Below are 19,674 nucleotides of genomic sequence, written 5' to 3'. Positions count from 1 at the left end.
ATCCATCCGCCAGCCACACGGGGAAACCCCGATTCTGGGACGAGGACCATCATGCAAACAGTCGGCGCAACGGACACAGAACTCACTTCGCCCGGCGACGGTTCGCTGGAGTCGCCCGGGGTTGCCGTTATCGGCACCGGATATCTCGGAGCAACGCACGCCATCTGCATGGCGGCACTTGGCTTCCGCGTGATCGGGGTTGACGTCGATCAGGCCAAGGTCACTGCCCTCGCCGGTGGACGGCTGCCATTTTTCGAGCCCGGTCTGGCCGAGCTCCTCACAGTGGCGATGGAGACGGGGCGTCTTAGTTTCACGACCGATTTCAAGGCTGCCGCGGCACACGCCGACGTGCACTTCATCTGCGTTGGCACACCCCAATCGGCGGACTCGCCGGCGGCCGACCTCAGCCATCTGGAGGAAGCCATCCGGTGCCTCGCCCCACATCTGGTGCACAGGTGCCTCATTGTCGGGAAGTCGACCGTGCCCATCGGAACGGCACAGCGGCTCACGGCCCTGGTCCAGTCGGCGGCGCCGGCGGGATCACTGGTCGAATTGGCGTGGAACCCCGAATTTCTGCGCGAGGGGCACGCCGTCGAGGACACCTTGAACCCGGACAGGCTGGTGTTCGGCGTGGCTTCCGAGTGGGCGCGCGAGCGGCTGGCGGCCTGCTATGCCCCCATCATTTCCCACAGCACGCACGTGATCGTCACCGACCTGCCCACCGCGGAGCTCGTCAAGGTCGCCGCCAACTCATTTCTGGCGACCAAGATTTCCTATATCAATGCCATGGCCGAAGTCTGCGAAGCGACAGGCGCCGATGTGAACCTGCTTGCGCTGGCGCTGTCCTATGACAGCCGGATTGGCGGCCGCTTCCTCAAACCCGGCCTGGGGTTCGGCGGAGGCTGCCTGCCCAAAGACATTCGGGCCTTCGCCCACCGAGCCCAGGAACTCGGCGTCGGACAGGCCGTGGGCTTCCTGCGCGAGGTGGACGCGATCAACCAGCGCCGCCGCCAGCGCACTGTGGATCTCATTACCGAAATGGCCTGCGGGGATCTGACGGGGGTGCCTGTCACGGTCCTGGGTGCCGCGTTCAAACCCGATTCGGACGACATACGCGATGCCCCCGCCTTGGACGTGGCACACATGCTCCACCAAGCGGGAGCCCACGTGACCGTATACGACCCGCAGGCCATGGGCAACGCCAAAGTGGCATATCCGGACCTAGGCTACGCGGACACACTCGAAGCGGCTGTGACAGGCGCTGAAGTCGTGGCTCTGCTGACCGAATGGGACGTGTTCAGAACGGCGGATCCTGTGGCACTGGGAGAACTGGTGGCGCGCCGCAACATTGTGGATGGCCGGCATGCCCTCAATGCCGCCGCGTACCGGGCCGCACACTGGGACTACCGTGCACTGGGCACCCCCACCGCCGTCGTGAGGGATCTTCCACCCGTGCTTGCCGCCGACGGCATCAAGGTCCTTGCAACGCCGTGACGGGTTGACTGTCGGGAGTCGGACCGTCGGCGAAGCGACGGCGGAATCGGCGACCCGCCGTCCAACAATATGCGAGCCGCTTCTCCGGCAAAAGCACGTAGCCAATCATTTTTGATGCGAGTAATTACTTATATACAAGCCGTTGATGCTGAGTAGGATTTTTCAATGTGAGGTGATGAAGCCAAGCGAGCCTACGAAAGCATCACATAATGGCGATCGGAAGTAATTCGTGCGGAAGGATTCTCAGGAGCCGCAGACATTTGGGCAGTGGCGGCTCTGCTGCTAGTTGTGCCATTCGCCAGGGACGGCCGGGGAGATGAACCGGCGGTGGCGTGTGGCCGAGTTGTCGAGGGGCGCCTTCGCCCCCATCAGCCTGTTGGGCAATCGGACGCGGTCGGTTCTGCGGACCAGGATACACTCGGTCCGCTTCCGGGTCCTCGCCACGATGCTGGTGCTGATGTTCTGTGGGCTGGCATTGGCCGGGTTCGTGATCCATGCCCTGGAATTCCTGGATCTCGAAAATCGCGTGGATGATGGACTTGACAGCAAGTCAAGCCAGATCCAGAAACTTGCGAAGATCACGTCGGATTTCAGCCCGGAGTCGGTTAGCGAGCACCTTCGTGACGCTGCCAACGAGGTTGATCTGAGCAAGCGCGAGTTCGTGGCCGCAATCATCGACGGGCAGATTGCGTGGCGGGTGGATGGAGATCCCAAGAAAGGACAATTGCTGGCCGACGGGGGCGGCGGTGATGACAGGTATGCCCACGCCGCTGCCTTGGCGAGTCCAGCGCGGACCGTATCCGCAGACCTTGCCGGTGATGCGCCGGTGCGGGTGATGGTCGGTCCCCTGAGCGGGCCGGCGCGGAGCAGCGGCGTTTTGCTCATGATCGGCCGCGACACCAGTAACCAGCGCGCGCCCATCATGTCCTCGATCCAAACCTATTCGCTTGTTTCCGCCGGCACATTGGTTGCCGCTGCCGCGGCCGGAACGCTCATCGCGGGACGGATGCTGGGTCCGTTGCGCAGACTGCAGGAGGCCACGGAGATCGTCAGCCAACACGATTTGAGCAAGCGGGTCGCCGTCCGCAAGAGCGCGGACGACGTTACGCAGCTGGCGACGACATTCAACACGATGCTGGAGCGGCTGGACCAGGGTGCCCGGGAGCAGCACCAATTCATGGACGACGCGGGGCATGAATTGCGCACCCCGCTCACAATTCTGCGTGGGCATCTGGAACTCATGGCGGCCGATGACCCGGTTGAAGTTGCCGCCACCAGGGACTTGCTGTTGGAGGAGGTAGACCGGATGCAACGCCTGGTCGATGACCTGCTCCTGCTGGCCAACGCGCGCCAGCCTGACTTTGTGCGGAAGGAGCCCATCGGGATTCTCGACTTCACGCACCATGTGATGGACAAGATCCGCGTCCTTGGCGTACGGCGGTGGCAGATCGATGAAGTGGTTGACACAATCGTCATGGCCGACCCCCAGCGATTGACCCAAGCCATGGTCCAGTTGGCCGCCAATGCCGTGAAATACACGGATTCATCCTCGGTCATCGCCCTGGGCGCCAGACTCGAACACAGTGCCTTGCCCGCCGCGGGCCGGCGGCCGGGCCGCGACACGCTGGCCCTGTGGGTCCGGGACTCCGGCGTCGGGATTGCTCCCCAAGACCAACGCAGGATATTCCAACGGTTTGGCCGGGTGGGCAGCGGCCGCGGAGAAGACGGGGCCGGATTGGGCCTGGCCATCGTCAGCGCGATTGCGGAGGCCCACGCTGGCCACATAACCCTTGAATCCGCGCAGGGCCGGGGGTCCACGTTCTCCATCCGGATACCGGTGGCAGACGGCAGGCTCCCGCGATGAGCCGAATACTGATAGCCGAAGACGAGGTGCGGATATCCCGGTTTATCGAGAAGGGGCTGCGCGCCGCAGGCTACACGCCCTCCGTCGTTGGAGACGGGGTGAGGGCCCTTGACTACGCCACGAGCGGAGAATTCGATCTCATGATCCTGGACCTCGGACTCCCCCGGCTCGACGGCTTCACCCTGCTTGGCCTGCTTCGCAAGACCCGAATGCATCTGCCCGTCATCATCCTCACGGCAAGCACATCGGTGACTGACACTGTTGCCGGGTTGGAGGGAGGCGCCGACGACTACCTGGCCAAGCCATTCCACTTCGAGGAGCTGCTGGCGCGCATCAGGCTCCGGCTCCGCGAACAGGGCTCCGAGGACACCGGCCAAACCATTCGGTGCGGGTCGCTGGAACTGGATTTCCACTCCCGCACGGCCCGGGTCAACAATACTGAAATCGGGCTTTCCACGCGCGAATTCGTGATGGCGGAAATGTTCATCCGCAACCCCGGGCAGGTGCTGAGCAGGGAGCAGTTGCTCAGCCACGTCTGGGGGTACGACTTCGCGGGATCGTCGAACGTTGTTGATGTCTATCTGCACTATTTGCGGCAAAAATTGGGCGCAGAGCGTTTTGTCACAATCCGCGGTGCCGGCTACCGGCTGGTGGAGGAGTGATTTCGTGAGAATTCCTTCATCCTTAGCCAATACGGTTCTCATGCTGTCCCCGCACAATCAAGTATCCGGTCAGGGACGGCCGGACCGGCCTTGGCCGGTGATGGGGCCAAGGGAGGATCGCGGTGCAGGCGATACGAATAGCTCTCTACTCGCATGATTCGGTAGGTCTGGGGCACGTCCGCCGCAATCTGGCTCTGGCCCATGCCCTGGCCAGCCAACTGCCCGTCTTGACCGGGCGCCCCGTGACTGGCCTCCTCATTACCGGCACGTCAGTGGCGCCGAGCTTCCGCGCCCCCAGCGGCTGGGACTGGGTGCTGCTGCCCGGGGTCGACAAAGGCCTGGATGGCTACGTCCCCCGAAACCTGGAGGTCAGCATGCATGACCTCGTCGCCCTCCGTGCCGGAATGATCGACGGAGTCCTGGCGGGCTTCCGCCCCGACCTCATTGTGGTGGACCGGCATGCCACAGGCATCCACGGCGAACTGGCAACGGCTCTGCGCCGGGCGCGCGCCACCAGCGCTGTCCGGGTTGTCCTGGGGTTGAGGGAAGTCCTTGACGGGCCCGAGGCCGCCCTGGCGGAATGGGCGCGGCTCGGCGGCCCTGGAGTCATCAAGGAGTTGTTTGACGGTATTTGGATCTATGGCGACCCCGCTGTCCACGATCCCGTCGAGGCCGGCGAGGTCCCGTGGTCCCTGCGCAGGCTCATCCATTACACGGGGTACTTGGCCACCGGCCGGCCCACCGGCTCCGGAGTCAATTGCATGCCCGGACCGTACTGCATGACGACCGTGGGAGGCGGATCAGATGGCCACGCACTGGCCAGAGTTGCCGCGCTCACGCCGATGCCGGCGGGTCTGGGCCACCTCATTGTCACGGGGCCGCAGATGCCCGACAAAGAACGGCGGGACATTGCGCAGCTGGCCCGCAATGGCGCCACGGTCGTAGCCATGGTGGACGACGTCGTCCACCACATGCGCCAGGCCGCCGCTGTAGTGTCGATGGGCGGATACAACAGCGTCTGCGAAATCATGAGCACGGATGTTCCTGCACTCATCGTGCCGCGTTCCCAGCCGCGCGCGGAACAGCGGATCCGTGCCGGATCGCTGGCCAGGGCCGGTTATGTGGACTATCAGGAGATCGGCACGTTGACCCCGGAAGTCCTGTCGTCGTGGCTTTCCAGCCAGCTGGGCACCACGATTGACCGGCGGCGGCTGCAACTGAACGGGCTCGCACGGGTTCCGCAGTTGGCAGCAGAGCAGCTGGCCGCCGAGCAGTTGGCCGGCACTCTGGCCGGCGTTCCGGCCGGCCGACGCCGCATGGCCGCCAGAGTAAAGGTGGCACTCAGCCGTGCAGCCATTTGAACCGGGAACCGGCTACGTCCTGAAAATGTATCCCCGTTTTTCCGAGACGTTCGTGGTCTCGGAGATTCTGGCCAGGGAGGCCGCCGGAGAGCGCATTGAAATATTCTCGCTCCGGCCGCCCACCGACCCCCGGTTCCATCCCGAGCTGGCCCGCGTGCAGGCTCCGGTGACCTATGTTGAGCGGTCGCAGAAAACCCAGGAGCTGTGGGACAGCCTCCGGTTGGCCGAAGACCGCGGACTGGGCGCCAGGCTTGGAGGCCATCTAGGTGAACTGGCCGCCGCCGATCCCGACGACGCCGTGCAGGCCATCAATCTCGCCGTCACATTGCAGGGCCGCAACATCGTCCACCTGCATGCCCACTTCGGAACGGTGGCAACCAGCGTCGCCCGGCTGGCGTCACGGCTGACAGGTATCCCGTATTCCTTCACTGCCCACGCCGTGGACATTTTCTGTGAAAGCGTCGACGGCGCAGTGCTGCGGACCAAACTCGAACAAGCGCATCACACCGTGACCATCAGCGAATTCAACTTCAACTATCTCCGCCGCCGCTATCCCGATGCCACCGACCGCCTGCACCTGGTCCGCAACGGATTGGAGCTGACACGGTTTCCGTACAGGAATCCGCCGCCCGTAGCGGAAACGGTGCGGGTGGCGGCCGTGGGCCGCCTCGTCGAGAAAAAGGGTTTCGGCCAGCTGATCACGGCGGCCGCCATATTGCTGGGCCAGGACCGGCGGCTGGATGTGCGGATTGCCGGCAACGGGCCGCTGGCCGGTGACCTTCAGGGCGAGATTGACAGGCTGCGGATCGGTGGCAGTGTGGAGCTGCTTGGCCCACAGACCCAGGACGAGGTGCAGGCGCTGCTCCGGTGGGCCGACGTCTTCGTCGCCCCCTGCATCGTGGGCCACGACGGCAACGCGGACGGAATGCCCACGGTCCTGCTCGAGGCGATGGCCATCGGAGTGCCGTGCATCGGCACGGACGTCACCGGAATTCCAGAAGCCCTGCTCAACAGGCGTACAGGGCTCCTCATCCCGGCCGGTGATCCGCAAAGGCTGGCAGAGGCCATCGTCGAAATCAGTGGGCCCGGCATCGACCGCTTGGCATTGGCCCGGAACGCCAGGGCCGTGGTTGAGCGGGACTACGACTCCCGGCACCAGGCCCAGCGGCTCCGTGCCCTCGCGGACGGAAAGAGGGAGGCGGAACAATGCGCGTAGCGTACGTTTGCGGCGACGTGGGTGTGCCTGTTTTTGGCACCAAGGGCGCCTCGGTCCACGTCCAGGAAATCGTCCGGGCCTGGCGGAAGACGGGTGCAACTGTCACGGTCTACTGCACACGGGCCGGAACGGCCCGCCCACCGGATCTGGCCGATCTCAAGGTCGTTGAAGTCGTGCCCGCTCGCGCGGAAGGCCGGGAGCGCGAGCGGGCCGCCAAGAGCGCCGCCATCAACCTCGCCGCCAGGATCGTCTGCGACGGGACCGATCTGCTCTACGAACGGTATTCGCTGTTCAGCCCGGTGCTGGCCGTCGTCGTCCCGCTCCTTGCCGTTCCGTCCGTTCTGGAGGTCAACGCCCCCCTGATCGAGGAACAACTGCGCTACCGGGGGCTCTGGGACATCGGTGGCGCCGAGGACATGCTCCGCCGAAGTGCCGAATCCGCGGATGTGGTGGCCTGCGTCTCGGACCCCGTGGTCCGCTGGATCCGGGGGCGGGCCCCGGGCGCCAATGTAATCCTGGCACCCAACGGCGTCAATGTGGACCGGATCACTCCCCGGCGCCCGGGCTGGCGCAGAATGGACCGCCTGACGATTGGCTTCGTTGGGACGCTGAAACCGTGGCACGGTGTCCCCATCCTGCTGGACGCCGTGGCACAGGCGAATTTCAGGACCACCGACCCAACCCGCCGGTGGGCCGTGCGGATCATCGGCGACGGCCCCGGCCGAGCCGAACTGGAACGGCGGGCCGAGGAATTGGCCGTGAAGGCGGAGTTCACGGGGGCGGTCCCGCCCGAGGCCATACCGGAGCTGCTGGGCGCGTGCGATGCGGCGGCCGCGCCCTATCCCGGTGCCCAGCCCGGGGGTGACGACTATTTTTCGCCTCTGAAGATTTACGAGTACATGGCGGCCGCCATGCCGATCATTGCAACCTCAACCGGCCAGATCCCGTCGATCCTCGAGCACGGGCGCACGGGGCTGGTGGTGACGGCGGGCGATGCGCCCGCCTTCGCCTCCGCGCTGCTTGAGCTGGCCGGTGACGCCGCACTGCGGGAACGGCTCGGCCGCCACGCGCGTGCCGATGCCGCCAGCCGATTCACCTGGGAAGGTGTCCTGTCGCGCATCACGGCCGCCCTTTCCGCGTCGCCAAAAGTGCCGGTCCCGTGAGCGCCCACGTCAAGCGGCGGCCGCAGCGGTTTATGGACCGGATCCGGCGGGTCAGAACCCGTTGGGGCAGGAGCCACGCAGCGGCCGGGGCAACGGAATCGGGTCTGCGGCGGACGTTGCGATGTGTCCGTCCTCATCTGCGCGGACATCGGCTGCTCCTGGTGGGGGGATTCGTTGCTCTGGCCGCGGATGTACTGTTCCGCCTGCTTGAGCCGTGGCCGGTGAAAATCGTCATCGACGCCGTCTCCCGCGCGCTGGGCGCCACCCTGCGCCGTCCCGGGCCGAGCATGGAGGCAAGCGTGGAGACATTGCTGCTGTGCGGGACGGCCATAGTCGTCATCAGCCTGATCCGGGCCGTGGCGAATTTCTGGTCAGCCATCTCGTTTGCGCTGGTCAGTTCCCGGGTCGCGGCCGATCTGCGCGCCCGAACCTTCCGCCACGTCCAGAGCCTGTCCATGCGCCACCACAGCCACGCCTCGACGGGGGACACCGTGCAACGGTTGGTCGGTGACGTCTCCCGTCTCCAGGATGTCGCCGTCACGGCCGGACTTCCCATGCTGGGAAACATTGTCACACTGGCCGCCATGACGGTCATCATGATTTGGCTTGACGTTTGGCTTGCCCTCGTCGTGTTTATGGCCGCAGGCATATTCGCACTGCTTTCCCGCAGTAGTTCGGGGCCGATCACCGCAGCGGCCGGCACCTCCCGCAAGGGCGAAGGCGCGCTGGCCACCACCGCCGCGCAGACTCTTGGCGCCATGCGCGAGGTCCAAGCCTACGGACTGGAAGATGAGATCAGCTCCGGATTCCGCACCAGCAACCAGGCAACGCTCGGCTCAGGGGTGGCCGCGCTGCGGCTGGCGGCCGGACTTGAACGCAAGACCGACGTCCTGATCGGTCTCGCGACGGCGGTCGTCCTGGCCGGCGGTGGGTGGCGGGTGATGCAGCACGCGATCACTCCGGGGGACCTCGTGCTCTTCGTGCTGTACCTCAAAACGGGCATGAAGCCGTTGAAGGACTTGGCCAAACAGACCGGGCGGATCGCGCGGGCCACGGCCTCCGGAGAGCGGGTGGCCGAACTGCTCGAAGCCCAGACCGACCTGCCCGAGGCGCCGCACGCCGTCGACCTGAAACATCCGAATCCGGACATCATTTTCGACGACGTGTCGGCCGGACACGGTGATGGAACCCACGTGCTGCACCGGATCAAGCTGGTCATCCCGGCGGCCCAGCACCTTGCGATATTGGGGCCCTCGGGTGCCGGGAAATCGACGCTGGCTTCCCTGGTGCTGCGCATGATTGATCCGTCAACCGGGTCCGTCAAGCTTGGCGGCGAGGACCTGCGCGACCTGACGATAGCGTCGGTGCGCTCGCATGTGTCCATCCTGCTGCAGGACTCCGTCCTGTTCGGCACCACCGTGCGGGAGAACATCCGCTTCGGCCGCCTCGAAGCGTCGGACGAGGACATCGAGGCGGCGGGCGTGCTGGCCCAGGCGGACACCTTCATCCGCGCCCTGCCGCAGGGCTACGACACGGTTCTGGGCGAAGCGGCCAACGATCTGTCCGGCGGCCAGCGCCAGCGCATTGCCATTGCCCGCGCGATGCTTCGCGAGGCACCGATCGTGATCCTGGACGAAGCCACGGCGGGGCTTGACCCCGTGGCCCGGGATTCGGTGCTGAGTGCCATGGACGCCCTGACGGCCGGGCGGACCTCCATCACCATCACCCACGACGTCTACTCGGCCGAATCCTGCGACCGGGCGATCTGGCTTGAGAACGGTGAAATCGTCGAGGACGGCCAGCCGGCGGTGTTGATGGAGGACCCGGAATCCCGTTTTGCCCGGTGGGTCCAACGCCAGCGCGGGAAGCAGCAGGGAGAGATGTCCGAGGTGCCGTCGTGAGCAGCACGCCGCTGCTGGCCCAGCGGCGGCAAGCCGACCAGGCCCTGGCCGCCAGGGACCCCCGGATTTCCGCGCTTGGCAGCGTGCTCGACGACGATCGCCTGTCCGCCCTGCTCGGGGAAGCCGTCCGCATCACCAGGGTCCGCTACAAGCCGGGCACCTCTGTGCTCGTCGCCTTCTGCCAGGCCGGGCCGGGCGGCTACGGCTGGGCTTCGACGCGTGCGGCGGGTGTGGGAGCGAAGCTGCAGCACCGGGCGCAGCGCTCGGAGAGGTACGGCGGCGGCATCCGCCTCTTCCAGCCGGAGCCTCGCCACGAGGAGTCGATTGTGGCCGTCGGCGGCATCGAGGACGACTGGCCGCTGCGCGAAAACCTGCTGTGGCTCTTTGAGCACGGACTTGGGCGCCTTGGCGCCGGCCGTGAGGCCCCCGGCAGCCTGCTGGGCCCCACGGGCAGGGTCCTCAGGTACAAGCCGGAGCGCCGGATCGTGCTCGGGGTCCCTGCCGGGCAGAATGCGATCGTCGTGAAAACCGCCACGCAGCCCCGCCCCCACGCTGCCGGACCGGGCTTGGCCGAGCGGCTGCTCCAGGGTGGTGTTCCGGTGTTGGCCGAGCTGGCCGATGCCCAGTGTGCGGAGCACGGGATCAGCGCCTCCCGGCAATGGGGAGACGGCGATCTGGACGGCTGCGCCGATGAACACTGTGCGTATCTGGCAGGAGAAGCGCTGGCTGCCCTCCACGCCGTCGACCCGGGCCCCGCGGGAGCCGCCGACGACGGGGCCGCCAAACTTGTGCACCAGCTCCGCGCCACCCGGGACATGGTCACGGCCCTGCTGCCGGAACTCGACAAGCCGGCCACGCTGGCGATGCACGAGCTGGCGGCCCTCGTGACGATGGGCGCACAGTCCGGGCGGAAGGTCCTGGTCCACGGCGATTTCTCACCGGACCAGGTCCTTGTCGATGGGGCTGCGGTCCGGATCATTGATTTCGACAGGATCGGGACCGGCGCTCCGGAGCTGGACATCGGATTTTTTGCCGCGGCAGAGGAAATTGCGGACCGCGGGACCGGCGGGGGGGGACCTGGCGGGCCCAAGACGGACAGCCTCATGGCCGGATATCTGCGGGCCGGCGGCCACCCGTTTGGGTACCGGGCCAATGCCTGGGCGGCATTGCGGTTTTTCATCTCCGCCGTGGACCCGTTTCGTGACCGTGACCCGGACTGGCCGGCCACAGCACATTGGCAGATTCGTCGAACCCTGGAGCTGATCACATGACGTGGCACCCGGCTGTCCCGCTGCACATCGTTGACGAGCGCCGCATCCGCTGGCTGGTCGAGCGGGCCTGGCCGGACACAGCGCCGGGCGACTACGTTCTGGAGGTCCGGGCCCCGGGACGTGCGGGTGTCCGGGCGGCCCACCTCAGACATGGCCGGTTTGAACTCGTACCCCGGGACGATCCCGGGCTGCCCAGCCTGGCGGCGGAATCGCACGCCGGCGAAATCATCGCCCACCGGGCCCACAAACGGGCGGTGCTGCGGGCCGATGCGAGCTACATCAAGATTTTCCGTCCCGGCCGCGCCGTCCTGGCCGCCGAGCGTTGCGCGCAGATGGACGCCCTGCTGGCCCCGGACACCTTCGCCGCGCCGCGGATCATGCGCCGGTCCCGGGACGTGCTCGTTTTCAGTGCCCTCCGGGGCCGGACCATGCTCGAGGTGGGGAAGGACCAATCCACCGTCAGCGATGAATCGTTCGCCCAGCTATGGGCGGAGTGGGCGCGCGCATGGACCGCCCAGCTTGGCGCGCCGTCAGGGGCGGCCGAGCGCAGTGCCGAGGCCGGGCTGCCCCTGCGCTCGGCAGAGGTCGAGGCAGCAAATTTGTGGATATGGGTCAACCGCTGGCTGCGGCACAGCGAAAATGCCCCCGAGGCGTGGTTCCTGCGCGATGCCCTCCGGGCGCGGGCGGAGGAAGTGTCCACCAACCTGCTCGGGACGGCCCCCGACCCGCTGGTGTGGGCCCACGGTGACCTCCATGACAAGCAAATCATCGGCAGCCCCGGGCGGACTCCCCTGGGATTGCTGGATTTCGACGAAGCGGCCCAAGCCGAGGCGGCCTTGGATCTGGCCAACCTTGACGTCCATCTGACGCTTCGGCTGAGCCAGGGGGTGTTGACGCCGGAACGCCACCGGGTGGCCCACTCTCAGGTGCTGGTTACCGCGGGCGGGCTGCAGGTGAGCCCATCCCGGTTTCAGGCGTACTCCGACTCAACCCGGCTCCGTCTGGCCTGCCTGTATTCGTTCCGCCCCCGGTGGACCTCCTTGGCCCAGGAACTGCTTGAGGAACAAATTGCAGGGGTGAAGGATGCTTTAACCATGGACTACCCAGCGTCATGAGCCGCACGCACGCCGCAGCTTGACCATAACCACGCAGATCGGGAATTCTCATGGCCACATGGCCCGGATCGAAGCAGGCCGGGGGCAATCCAGGCGGAGCGGTCCGCCTGATGACGCTGTCCGCGGTTCTGGCTCTGGTCTTGGTCATAGTGCCCGCGTGCACGTCCGTGGTTCCACCGCCGTCCGTGGTTCCACCGCCGTCCGCGACAACAACGGAACCCGGCATCGTAGCACCCCCACCCGGGCCCGCCATTCCCGCCATCGGGCATGTGTTTGTCATCAATTTGGAGAACACGGGGTTTGACGAGTCGTGGGGTCCGGAATCCGACGCCCACTACTTGGCAACGGAACTGAGGAACAAGGGGGCCCTGCTGGCCAACTATTACGCTGTGGCCCACAAGTCGCTCCCCAACTACCTGGCCCAGATTTCCGGGCAGGGCCCAAATCCGCAGACCCAGGACGACTGCAAGAAGTTCACGCCGATGTCCGGCGATGCAAGCCCGCAGCAGGCCACCGGCCCCGGCCAGATGGCGGGCGAGGGCTGTGTGTATCCGTCCAGCGTGCCGACGATCGCCAGCCAGCTCAGCGCGGCTGGCAAATCGTGGAAGGGCTACATGGAGGACATGGGGCAGGCCTGCCGCCACCCGGCTCTGGGCACGAAGGATCCTTGGCGGGGCGCCAAGGACGGGGACCAATACGCCACCAGGCACAATCCGTTCGTGTATTTCAGCGCCATCACCGGATCTCCCGACTGCGCCAGCCGTGTCGTGGACCTTAGCGCCCTGAAGACGGACCTTGCCTCGGCGGCGACCACCCCCAACCTCTCCTACATCACGCCAAACCTTTGCAATGACGGTCATGACAGGCCCTGCGTCGACGGCCGGCCCGGGGGTATGGCGACCGCGGACACCTGGCTCCAGGAATGGGTGCCAAAGATCATGGCCTCGGCAGCCTTTGGACAGGACGGCATGCTGGTCATCACCTTCGACGAGGCCGACGGCGATAGCCCGGGCCAGGATCCCAGCTTTTCGCCCGCACTGGAGGCGGGAATGGGGCGCCCCAACGGCGGGCTGGTCGGGGCATTGGTGCTGTCCCCGTTCATCAAGGGCGGAACAACTTCGCAGGTCCTGTACAGCCACTACAGCCTGCTGGCAAGCATCGAGGACATCTTCGGCCTGCCCTACCTCGGCTACGCTTCCGCGGCCGGAGTGAACCGCTTCGGCTCCGATGTCTACTGACGGACCGCTGCGGCAGGCCGCTGGATGTTCCGGCCTTGCCCGGGTTAGAAACCGCTGCGCTGTGCGGCCGCCAGCGCCGCACGCCAGAGCAGCCACGAGCGCCGGACGGACTCGGCCAGCGGCACCACCACCAGCTGGACCCCGCGCGCCGCCAGGGCCAGCAGCAGCATCCCCAGGAAGGCTGTGAGCATCACGGCAAACATCACCCCCGCCACCAGCAGCGTGCCCGAATACAGCAGCAGATCATTGACGGTGTTTGCGTCATCCATGGCGGTTCCCTTCAACATCCCGCGGAGGGGAATCCCCTCCGCTGCGGCCCTGTGGATCTCCGACGCTACGTGGGGATCCACAGGGCCGCAGGCCCCGGCATGCCGTGTTGAGGGAATGTCATGAAGACGTGATGGAGGGTTACGGAAAGGTCTCGCGGGGCGCCTACCGCCCGAGGACCAGCCAGATGCTGTATTCCTCCAGATGCAGGAGCTTGCGCTCGCCGGTGCCCTCCTTGATGATCCAGAGGGCGCCGATCCCCGGCGCGGTCTCATAGACGGTGCCGCGGTGGACCACCATGTCAAGGATCCTGGCCTCCACCAGGTCCCCGCGGTGGAGCGGGGCAAGGCTGCGGACCCGCGTAATCTGCTCACTGGTTTCTGCTGCGTAATCGATGGACACAACGCACCTCCTGATCGCCTGCACACATGGCTTCAATGGGCCATGGCTTAAGGTTCGCAGGGCAACGTTGCGGGCGTATTTCGCGGGGGTAAGAAGTGCGTGCCGGACCCTAGCGGTAGCGGCGGTGCTGGTTCTCCTTGGTGGACGGGCCGGGGGTGGCATCGGCAATCCAGGGCCCGGTGCCCTCGGAGACGTCGATGATGCCCTCCTCGAGCCAGCCGTTGTCCCCGGCCAGCACGGCGGCCGCCAGCGTGGCGTCGTCGTCGTCGGTGTTGTTCCACAGCGCGGCAAAGAGCTCGGCCGTGCGCAGCCGGGACTGGCCGCAGAAGGCATCGGCCAGCTCGATGGCGTGCCGGCCCTTGTTGGGGTCCTCGATCCGGATCATCTCCGCCCGGCTGCAGCAGGCCGCCATCGCAAAGAGCTCGGCGCCGATGTCCACGATCCGGCCCAGGAAGGCCTGCTTGTACTCCAGCTTGGCCTGCCAGCGGCCCATCCCGTAGAAGGTCTGCCGGGCCAGCCGGCGCGACTCGCGCTCCACAAAGCGCAGGTGCTTGGCCAGCGGGCCAAACTCGTTGTACGCCCGCGGATCCTGGCCCTTGCCCACGGCCAGCTGGGGCAGCCATTTGGCATAGAAGCCGCTGGCGGCCACCGCGGCCCGGCCCTTTTCGGCCAGGGTGGCGGTGGCCGAGGCCAGGTCCCCGGCCGCGCTCAGGTGCGCGTCCACGGCCTCGCGGGCAATGAGCAGGTGCATGATCTCGGTGGACCCCTCGAAGATGCGGTTGATGCGCAGATCCCGGAGCATCTGCTCGGCCGGGACGGCGCGCTCGCCGCGGGCGGCCAGCGAGGCGGCCGTCTCGTAGCCGCGGCCGCCGCGGATCTGGACCAGTTCGTCCGCGCAGCGGTAGGACATTTCGGAGGACCACAGCTTGGCCAGCGCCGCCTCGATCCGCACATCCTTCATGCCGGCGTCGGCCAGCGCGGCGGAGAGCTCGAAGACCGACTCCAGGGCAAAGGTGGTGGCCGCGATGAACGCAATCTTCTTGCCGACGGCTTCATGCTGGCCCACCGGCTTTCCCCACTGGGTGCGGGCATTGGACCATTCACGGGCGATCTTCAGGCTCCATTTGCCGGCCCCGGCGCACATCGCGGGGATGGAGAGCCGTCCGGTGTTCAGCGTGGTCAGCGCAATCTTCAACCCCTGGCCCTCGCGCCCCAGCCGGTTGGCCGCGGGCACGCGGACCTGGTGGAACCGGGTGACGCCGTTTTCGATGCCGCGCAGGCCCATGAAGGAGTTGCGGTTCTCCACCGTGATGCCGGCGGTATTCGCCTCCACCACAAAGGCGGTGATGCCGCCCTTCGCGCTCTGGCCGGCGGCGGCGCCGGCCTCGGACGCCTCGTGTGGGGGCACCACGGCCATGACCACAACCAACTCCGCGATCACCCCGTTGGTGGTCCACAGCTTCACGCCGTCCAGCACGTACTCGGTGCCGTCCCCGCTGGGGACCGCCGCGCAGGCCATCCGCGCCGGGTCCGAGCCCACGTCCGGCTCGGTCAGCAGGAACGCGGTGACGGCGCCGGCGGCGCAGCGCGGCAGGTAGGCGCGCTTCTGCTCCTCGGTGCCAAAGACCTTCACCGGCTCGGGCACGCCGATGGACTGGTGGGCGGACACCAGCGCACCAAAGGCGGGGTGCACCGTGCCGAGCAGCTCCAGCGCCCGGCCGTAGTACGTCAGGGTCAGGCCCAGCCCGCCGTATTCGCGCGGGATCTTCATGCCGAAGACGCCCAGTGTGGCCAGCCCGGCCAGGTACTCGTCCGGAATCAGGGCATCGCGTTCGATCCGCGCGGAGTCGATGGTTTCGCAGTAGGCGCGCAGTTCCGCCAAGAAGGCCTCGCCGCGCTCGGCGTCGAACGGGGCCGGCTCCGGGTGCGGGTGGATCAGCGACAGGTCAAAGTGGCCCAGGTACAGGCCCTTGGCGAAGCTCGGCCGGGTCCAGGTGCTTTCGCGCGCATCCTCGGCCACCGCCCGCGCCTGGGCGGCGGTGACCGTGCTGTTGTCGACCCTGGTGCTCATTGCGGCCCCTTCCGTGGCACCCACACTGGCGGCATCCGGGCCCGCTGGCCCGGCGGCTAGTGCCATGCTACGCGCGGGCAGCGGCGGCGGCTATGGGTTGGCCGGCCGGACCCTACCGCCCAGTACCGCCTGCTGCGCTCCCCAACCTCGCTTCGCTCGGCCGGGGCCCCTCCCGCACTAGGCTGGGTGCCATGACCGAGCCTGCCCAGGGAATGGCCGCCGCGCCGTTCGAATCCGTCCGCACCCTCTTCAACGCCATGCTGGCGGACGATCCGTCCTACAGCGCCCAGCTGGCCGTCTACCACCGTGGCGTTCCGGTCCTGGACCTGGTGGGCGGACCGGAGTTGGAAGCGGAGTCCATCACCGGCGTCTTCTCCGTCTCCAAGGGCGTGGCCGCGCTGGCGTTCAGCCTGTTGGTGCAGGACGGCCTGGTGGATCTGGATGCGAAGGTGACGCAGTATTGGCCGGAGTTCGGCCGGCATGGCAAGGACGTCCTGAACGTGCGCCAGCTGCTCAGCCACCAGGCCGGCGTCGTGGGGCTCCCGGGCGGGGTGGCGGTGGAGGACTACAACGACGTCGCGGCGCTTGCCCAGCGATTGGCGGACATGGTGCCGCTGTGGCGCCCGGGCAACGCCTTTGGCTACCACGCGCTGGTCATGGGCGTGCTGATGGAGGAACTGTGCCGCCGCGCCACGGGCAGCACCCTGCAGGAGGTCTACGAGGAGCGGATCCGCGCCCCCTACGGCGTGGACATGTACCTGGGCCTGCCCGAGGAGCAGGAACCTCGCTTCCGCCCCGTGCTGTTCGGGACGGATCCGGACGCGCCGTTTCTCGATCCGGCCTCCATCACCGGGATCTCGGCCAACGTGGCGGCCGGCAACATCCTTGACCTGCCCAACAGCCGTGCCGTCCGCGCCGCCGGCAGCACCAGCGGTGCGGGCGTCGGCTCCGCCCGCGGCCTGGCCCGCGTCTATGCGGCCGCGAGCACCGGCGTCGACGGGTCCGCGCCGTTCCTGGGCCAGGACACCATCGCGGCCATGAGCCAGGAGCAGGTCTGGGGCTGGGACCGCACGTTCAGCCAGGAGAGCGCCTTTGCCGTGGTGTTCATGAAGTCCCACAACCGGATGGACTTTGGCAGCGCCCGCGCGTTCGGGCACGACGGCGCCAACGGCGCCCTCGGCTTTGCCGACCCCGAATATGATTTGGGCTTTGGCTACATTCCGCGCTGGTGCGAGGCCGGCGGCACCACCGGCCGGGCCATGCGGCTCAGCGCCGCCGTGCGCCGGGCGGTGCTGGACCTCTAGCCGGCGGCCCTGCGGCCACCGGGAACCCCGGTGTGGGGGCCGGGGCCTAGGCTAGTTGCATGAGTCAAACGGAAATCGGCGTGGGCACCGCCGGCGCCTACAGCACCAAGGGTGCCTACGTCACGGGGAACGAGGAATACACCCGGGACACCAACTACATCGAAACCCGCATCACGCGCGAGGGCCGATACGGCTATCCGGTGGAGGCCGGCCGCTACCGGCTGGTTGTCGCGCGTGCGTGCCCGTGGGCCCACCGGTCCACCATCGCCCGGCGGCTGCTCGGGCTCGAGGATGTCCTGTCGATCGGCGTCTGCGGCCCCACCCACGACGTCCGCTCGTGGACCTTCGATCTGGACGAGGACGGCATTGACCCGGTGCTGGGCATTGAGCGCCTGCAGGATGCCTACTTCAGCCGGACCCCGGGCTATCCCCGGGGCATCACCGTGCCCGCCGTCGTCGACGTCCCCACGGGTGCCGTGGTGACCAACAATTTCCCGCAGATCACCCTGGACTTTTCCACCGAGTGGGCCGAATTCCACCGCGAGGGCGCCCCGGATTTGTACCCGGCCCAGCTGCGGGAGGAGATCGACGCCGTCAACAAGAGGGTCTTCACCGAGGTCAACAACGGCGTCTACCGCTGCGGCTTTGCCGGCAGCCAGGAAGCCTACGACGCCGCCTACGGCCGCCTGTTCGCCGCCCTGGACTGGCTGGAGGAACGCCTGTCCACGCAGCGGTTCCTGGTGGGGGAGACCATCACCGAGGCGGACATCCGCCTCTTCACCACCCTGGTCCGCTTCGACGCCGTCTACCATGGCCACTTCAAATGCAACAGGAACAAGCTCGCCGAAATGCCAGTGCTCTGGGCCTACGCCCGGGACCTGTTCCAGACGCCGGGCTTTGGCGACACCGTGGATTTCCAGCAGATCAAAGAGCACTATTACATCGTCCACACGGACATCAACCCCACGCAGATCGTGCCCCAGGGGCCCGACACCTCCGGCTGGCTGGCGCCGCACGGGCGCGAATCCCTCGGCGGGCGCCCGTTTGGCGACGGCACGGCACCCACCCGGCCCGTCGATGCGTAGCGGGGACATCCTCGTCGATGCCGAAATCGACGAGGTCCCCGAACCGGAACCCACCACCGCCGGCCCCCGGCTCAGCCTGGCGTACATTGCCGTTGCGCTGATCCTGTGCGGGGTGAACCTGCGCACGGTGTTTTCCAGCTTCGCCGCCGTGCTGGCCGAGGTCACAGCGGCCACCGGCATGGCCCCGGGGGTGGTGACGGTGCTCTCCACCGTGCCCGTGACCCTGCTGGGCGTCTTTGCCCCGCTGGCGCCGGGACTGGCCCGGCGCTTCGGCCCGGAACGGACGCTGCTGGGTGCCATGGTGCTGCTGGCCCTTGGCCTGGCGGTGCGCCCGCTGGGGGCGCTGCCGGCGCTGCTGGTGGGCAGCTTTGCCGCCGGCGCCGCCATTGCCGTGGTCAATGTCCTGCTGCCGGGGCTGGTGAAACGGGACTTTGCGCACCGGCTGGGGCTGATGACCGGGCTGTACACCATGTCCATCTGCGCCGCCGCCGCGCTCGGCGCCGGCTTCACCCACCCCATCTACGAGACCACAAATTCCTGGCAGTGGGCGCTGGGCTTCTGGGCCATTCCGGCCGCCGCGGCGGCGCTGGTCTGGGCGCCCGTCGCGCTGCGGCAAAAGCACGCCCGCCGGTCGCTCGCGGCCACCGGGCCCAGCGTGTGGCGGTCCGCCACGGCCTGGCAGACCACCGCCTTCATGGCGATGCAGGCCATGATGTCCTTCAGCGTCTTCGCCTGGCTGGCCCCCATCCTGCGCAGCCGCGGCGTGGACGGCGGCACCGCCGGTGTGATCGTGGCCGTGTCCATTGTGCTGCAGATGGCCGGCTCGCTGCTGGCCCCGGCGCTGGCCGTGAAGCTGCGCCGGCAGAGCTGGCTCAATGCCACGGTGGCGCTGATGACCGGCACCGGGTTTGCGCTGAGCATCTTTGGCCCGATGCAGGGCATTTGGCTCTGGACGTCGCTGCTGGGGCTGGGCCAGGGCAGCCTGACGGCGGTGGCGCTGACCATGATCGTGCTGCGCACCCGCGACCAGCACACCGCCGCGCACCTCTCCGGCATGATGCAGGGCGTGGGCTACGGCGTGGGCTCGGTGGGGACCTTGCTGGTGGGCCAGCTGCACGCGGCCACCGGGGGATTCACGGCCGCGGGCGTGATGTTCCTGGCCATCGGCACGGGCGCCGCGGTGTTTGGCGCGCTGGCCGGCCGGCCCAGGTTTGTCGAGGACGACGGCGGGGACGACGTCGGGCACGAACCCTAGCTTTT

Annotated in this window: 16 protein-coding genes; 13 read left to right on the top strand and 3 right to left on the bottom strand. The window is 67.4% G+C overall.

Features of this window, described 5'->3' with window-relative positions:
* The first annotated feature begins 51 nt into the window (after positions 1–51).
* The 10 genes from ACQCSX_RS12970 to ACQCSX_RS12925 all read left to right on the top strand — a co-directional run bounded on the left by ACQCSX_RS12970 (position 52) and on the right by ACQCSX_RS12925 (position 13,285).
* Entirely contained in the window at positions 52–1,494 is a 1,443-nt protein-coding gene (locus ACQCSX_RS12970; RefSeq protein ID WP_427015721.1) for a UDP-glucose dehydrogenase family protein, read from the top strand.
* Between the two features lie 445 nt (positions 1,495–1,939).
* Complete coding sequence (locus ACQCSX_RS12965) at positions 1,940–3,358, top strand: sensor histidine kinase (RefSeq protein ID WP_427015720.1); 1,419 nt, start codon at positions 1,940–1,942, stop codon at positions 3,356–3,358.
* Positions 3,355–4,020 (top strand): response regulator transcription factor, encoded by a 666-nt coding sequence (locus ACQCSX_RS12960; protein ID WP_427015719.1) that lies wholly within the window; start codon positions 3,355–3,357, stop codon positions 4,018–4,020. Before ACQCSX_RS12965 ends, ACQCSX_RS12960 begins: the two co-directional genes overlap by 4 nt.
* Before the next feature lie 242 nt (positions 4,021–4,262).
* Complete coding sequence (locus tag ACQCSX_RS12955) at positions 4,263–5,381, top strand: glycosyltransferase family protein (RefSeq protein ID WP_427015718.1); 1,119 nt, start codon at positions 4,263–4,265, stop codon at positions 5,379–5,381.
* Positions 5,368–6,597, top strand: a complete 1,230-nt coding sequence (locus ACQCSX_RS12950; RefSeq protein ID WP_427015717.1) for a glycosyltransferase family 4 protein — start codon at positions 5,368–5,370, stop codon at positions 6,595–6,597. The genes ACQCSX_RS12955 and ACQCSX_RS12950 overlap by 14 nt, the downstream gene beginning before the upstream one ends.
* On the top strand, positions 6,588–7,760 hold the full coding sequence (locus ACQCSX_RS12945; RefSeq protein WP_427015716.1) for a glycosyltransferase family 4 protein: 1,173 nt from the start codon (positions 6,588–6,590) through the stop codon (positions 7,758–7,760). Before ACQCSX_RS12950 ends, ACQCSX_RS12945 begins: the two co-directional genes overlap by 10 nt.
* A gap of 161 nt (positions 7,761–7,921) precedes the next feature.
* Positions 7,922–9,661, top strand: a complete 1,740-nt coding sequence (locus tag ACQCSX_RS12940; protein ID WP_427015715.1) for an ABC transporter ATP-binding protein — start codon at positions 7,922–7,924, stop codon at positions 9,659–9,661.
* Complete coding sequence (locus ACQCSX_RS12935; RefSeq protein ID WP_427015714.1) at positions 9,658–10,932, top strand: phosphotransferase family protein; 1,275 nt, start codon at positions 9,658–9,660, stop codon at positions 10,930–10,932. The genes ACQCSX_RS12940 and ACQCSX_RS12935 overlap by 4 nt, the downstream gene beginning before the upstream one ends.
* Positions 10,929–12,047 (top strand): phosphotransferase, encoded by a 1,119-nt coding sequence (locus tag ACQCSX_RS12930; RefSeq protein WP_427015713.1) that lies wholly within the window; start codon positions 10,929–10,931, stop codon positions 12,045–12,047. Before ACQCSX_RS12935 ends, ACQCSX_RS12930 begins: the two co-directional genes overlap by 4 nt.
* Before the next feature lie 269 nt (positions 12,048–12,316).
* Complete coding sequence (locus tag ACQCSX_RS12925; protein ID WP_427015712.1) at positions 12,317–13,285, top strand: alkaline phosphatase family protein; 969 nt, start codon at positions 12,317–12,319, stop codon at positions 13,283–13,285.
* A 44-nt stretch (positions 13,286–13,329) separates the two neighbouring features.
* Here ACQCSX_RS12925 and ACQCSX_RS12920 read toward each other — a convergent pair whose 3' ends face one another.
* The 3 genes from ACQCSX_RS12920 to ACQCSX_RS12910 form a co-directional block, all read right to left on the bottom strand.
* Positions 13,330–13,554, bottom strand: a complete 225-nt coding sequence (locus ACQCSX_RS12920) for a hypothetical protein (protein ID WP_427015711.1) — start codon at positions 13,552–13,554, stop codon at positions 13,330–13,332.
* Between the two features lie 163 nt (positions 13,555–13,717).
* Positions 13,718–13,954 carry a hypothetical protein gene (locus ACQCSX_RS12915; RefSeq protein WP_427015710.1) on the bottom strand — a complete coding sequence of 79 codons (237 nt, stop codon included), beginning with the start codon at positions 13,952–13,954 and terminating at the stop codon, positions 13,718–13,720.
* Positions 13,955–14,063: 109 nt separating this feature from the next.
* The gene (locus ACQCSX_RS12910; RefSeq protein ID WP_427015709.1) at positions 14,064–16,025 is read right to left on the bottom strand and encodes an acyl-CoA dehydrogenase family protein; all 1,962 of its coding nucleotides are present in this window, start codon (positions 16,023–16,025) and stop codon (positions 14,064–14,066) included.
* 191 nt (positions 16,026–16,216) lie between these two features.
* Between ACQCSX_RS12910 and ACQCSX_RS12905 the strand changes: the two genes are divergently transcribed.
* From ACQCSX_RS12905 to ACQCSX_RS12895, 3 genes are read left to right on the top strand one after another with little or no spacing between them, the layout of a single operon-like run.
* Positions 16,217–17,329, top strand: a complete 1,113-nt coding sequence (locus tag ACQCSX_RS12905; RefSeq protein ID WP_427015708.1) for a serine hydrolase domain-containing protein — start codon at positions 16,217–16,219, stop codon at positions 17,327–17,329.
* Positions 17,330–17,388: 59 nt separating this feature from the next.
* Positions 17,389–18,414, top strand: coding sequence for a glutathione S-transferase family protein (locus tag ACQCSX_RS12900; protein ID WP_427015707.1), 1,026 nt, complete (start codon positions 17,389–17,391; stop codon positions 18,412–18,414).
* On the top strand, positions 18,407–19,669 hold the full coding sequence (locus tag ACQCSX_RS12895) for an MFS transporter (RefSeq protein ID WP_427015706.1): 1,263 nt from the start codon (positions 18,407–18,409) through the stop codon (positions 19,667–19,669). Before ACQCSX_RS12900 ends, ACQCSX_RS12895 begins: the two co-directional genes overlap by 8 nt.
* The last annotated feature ends 5 nt before the right edge of the window (positions 19,670–19,674 follow it).

This window comes from Pseudarthrobacter sp. P1 (assembly GCF_050156935.1).
Classification (GTDB): Bacteria; Actinomycetota; Actinomycetes; order Actinomycetales; family Micrococcaceae; genus Specibacter.
The sequence above is the reverse complement of the archived record's forward strand: the minus strand, read 5'-3'. Positions and strand labels throughout refer to the sequence as shown.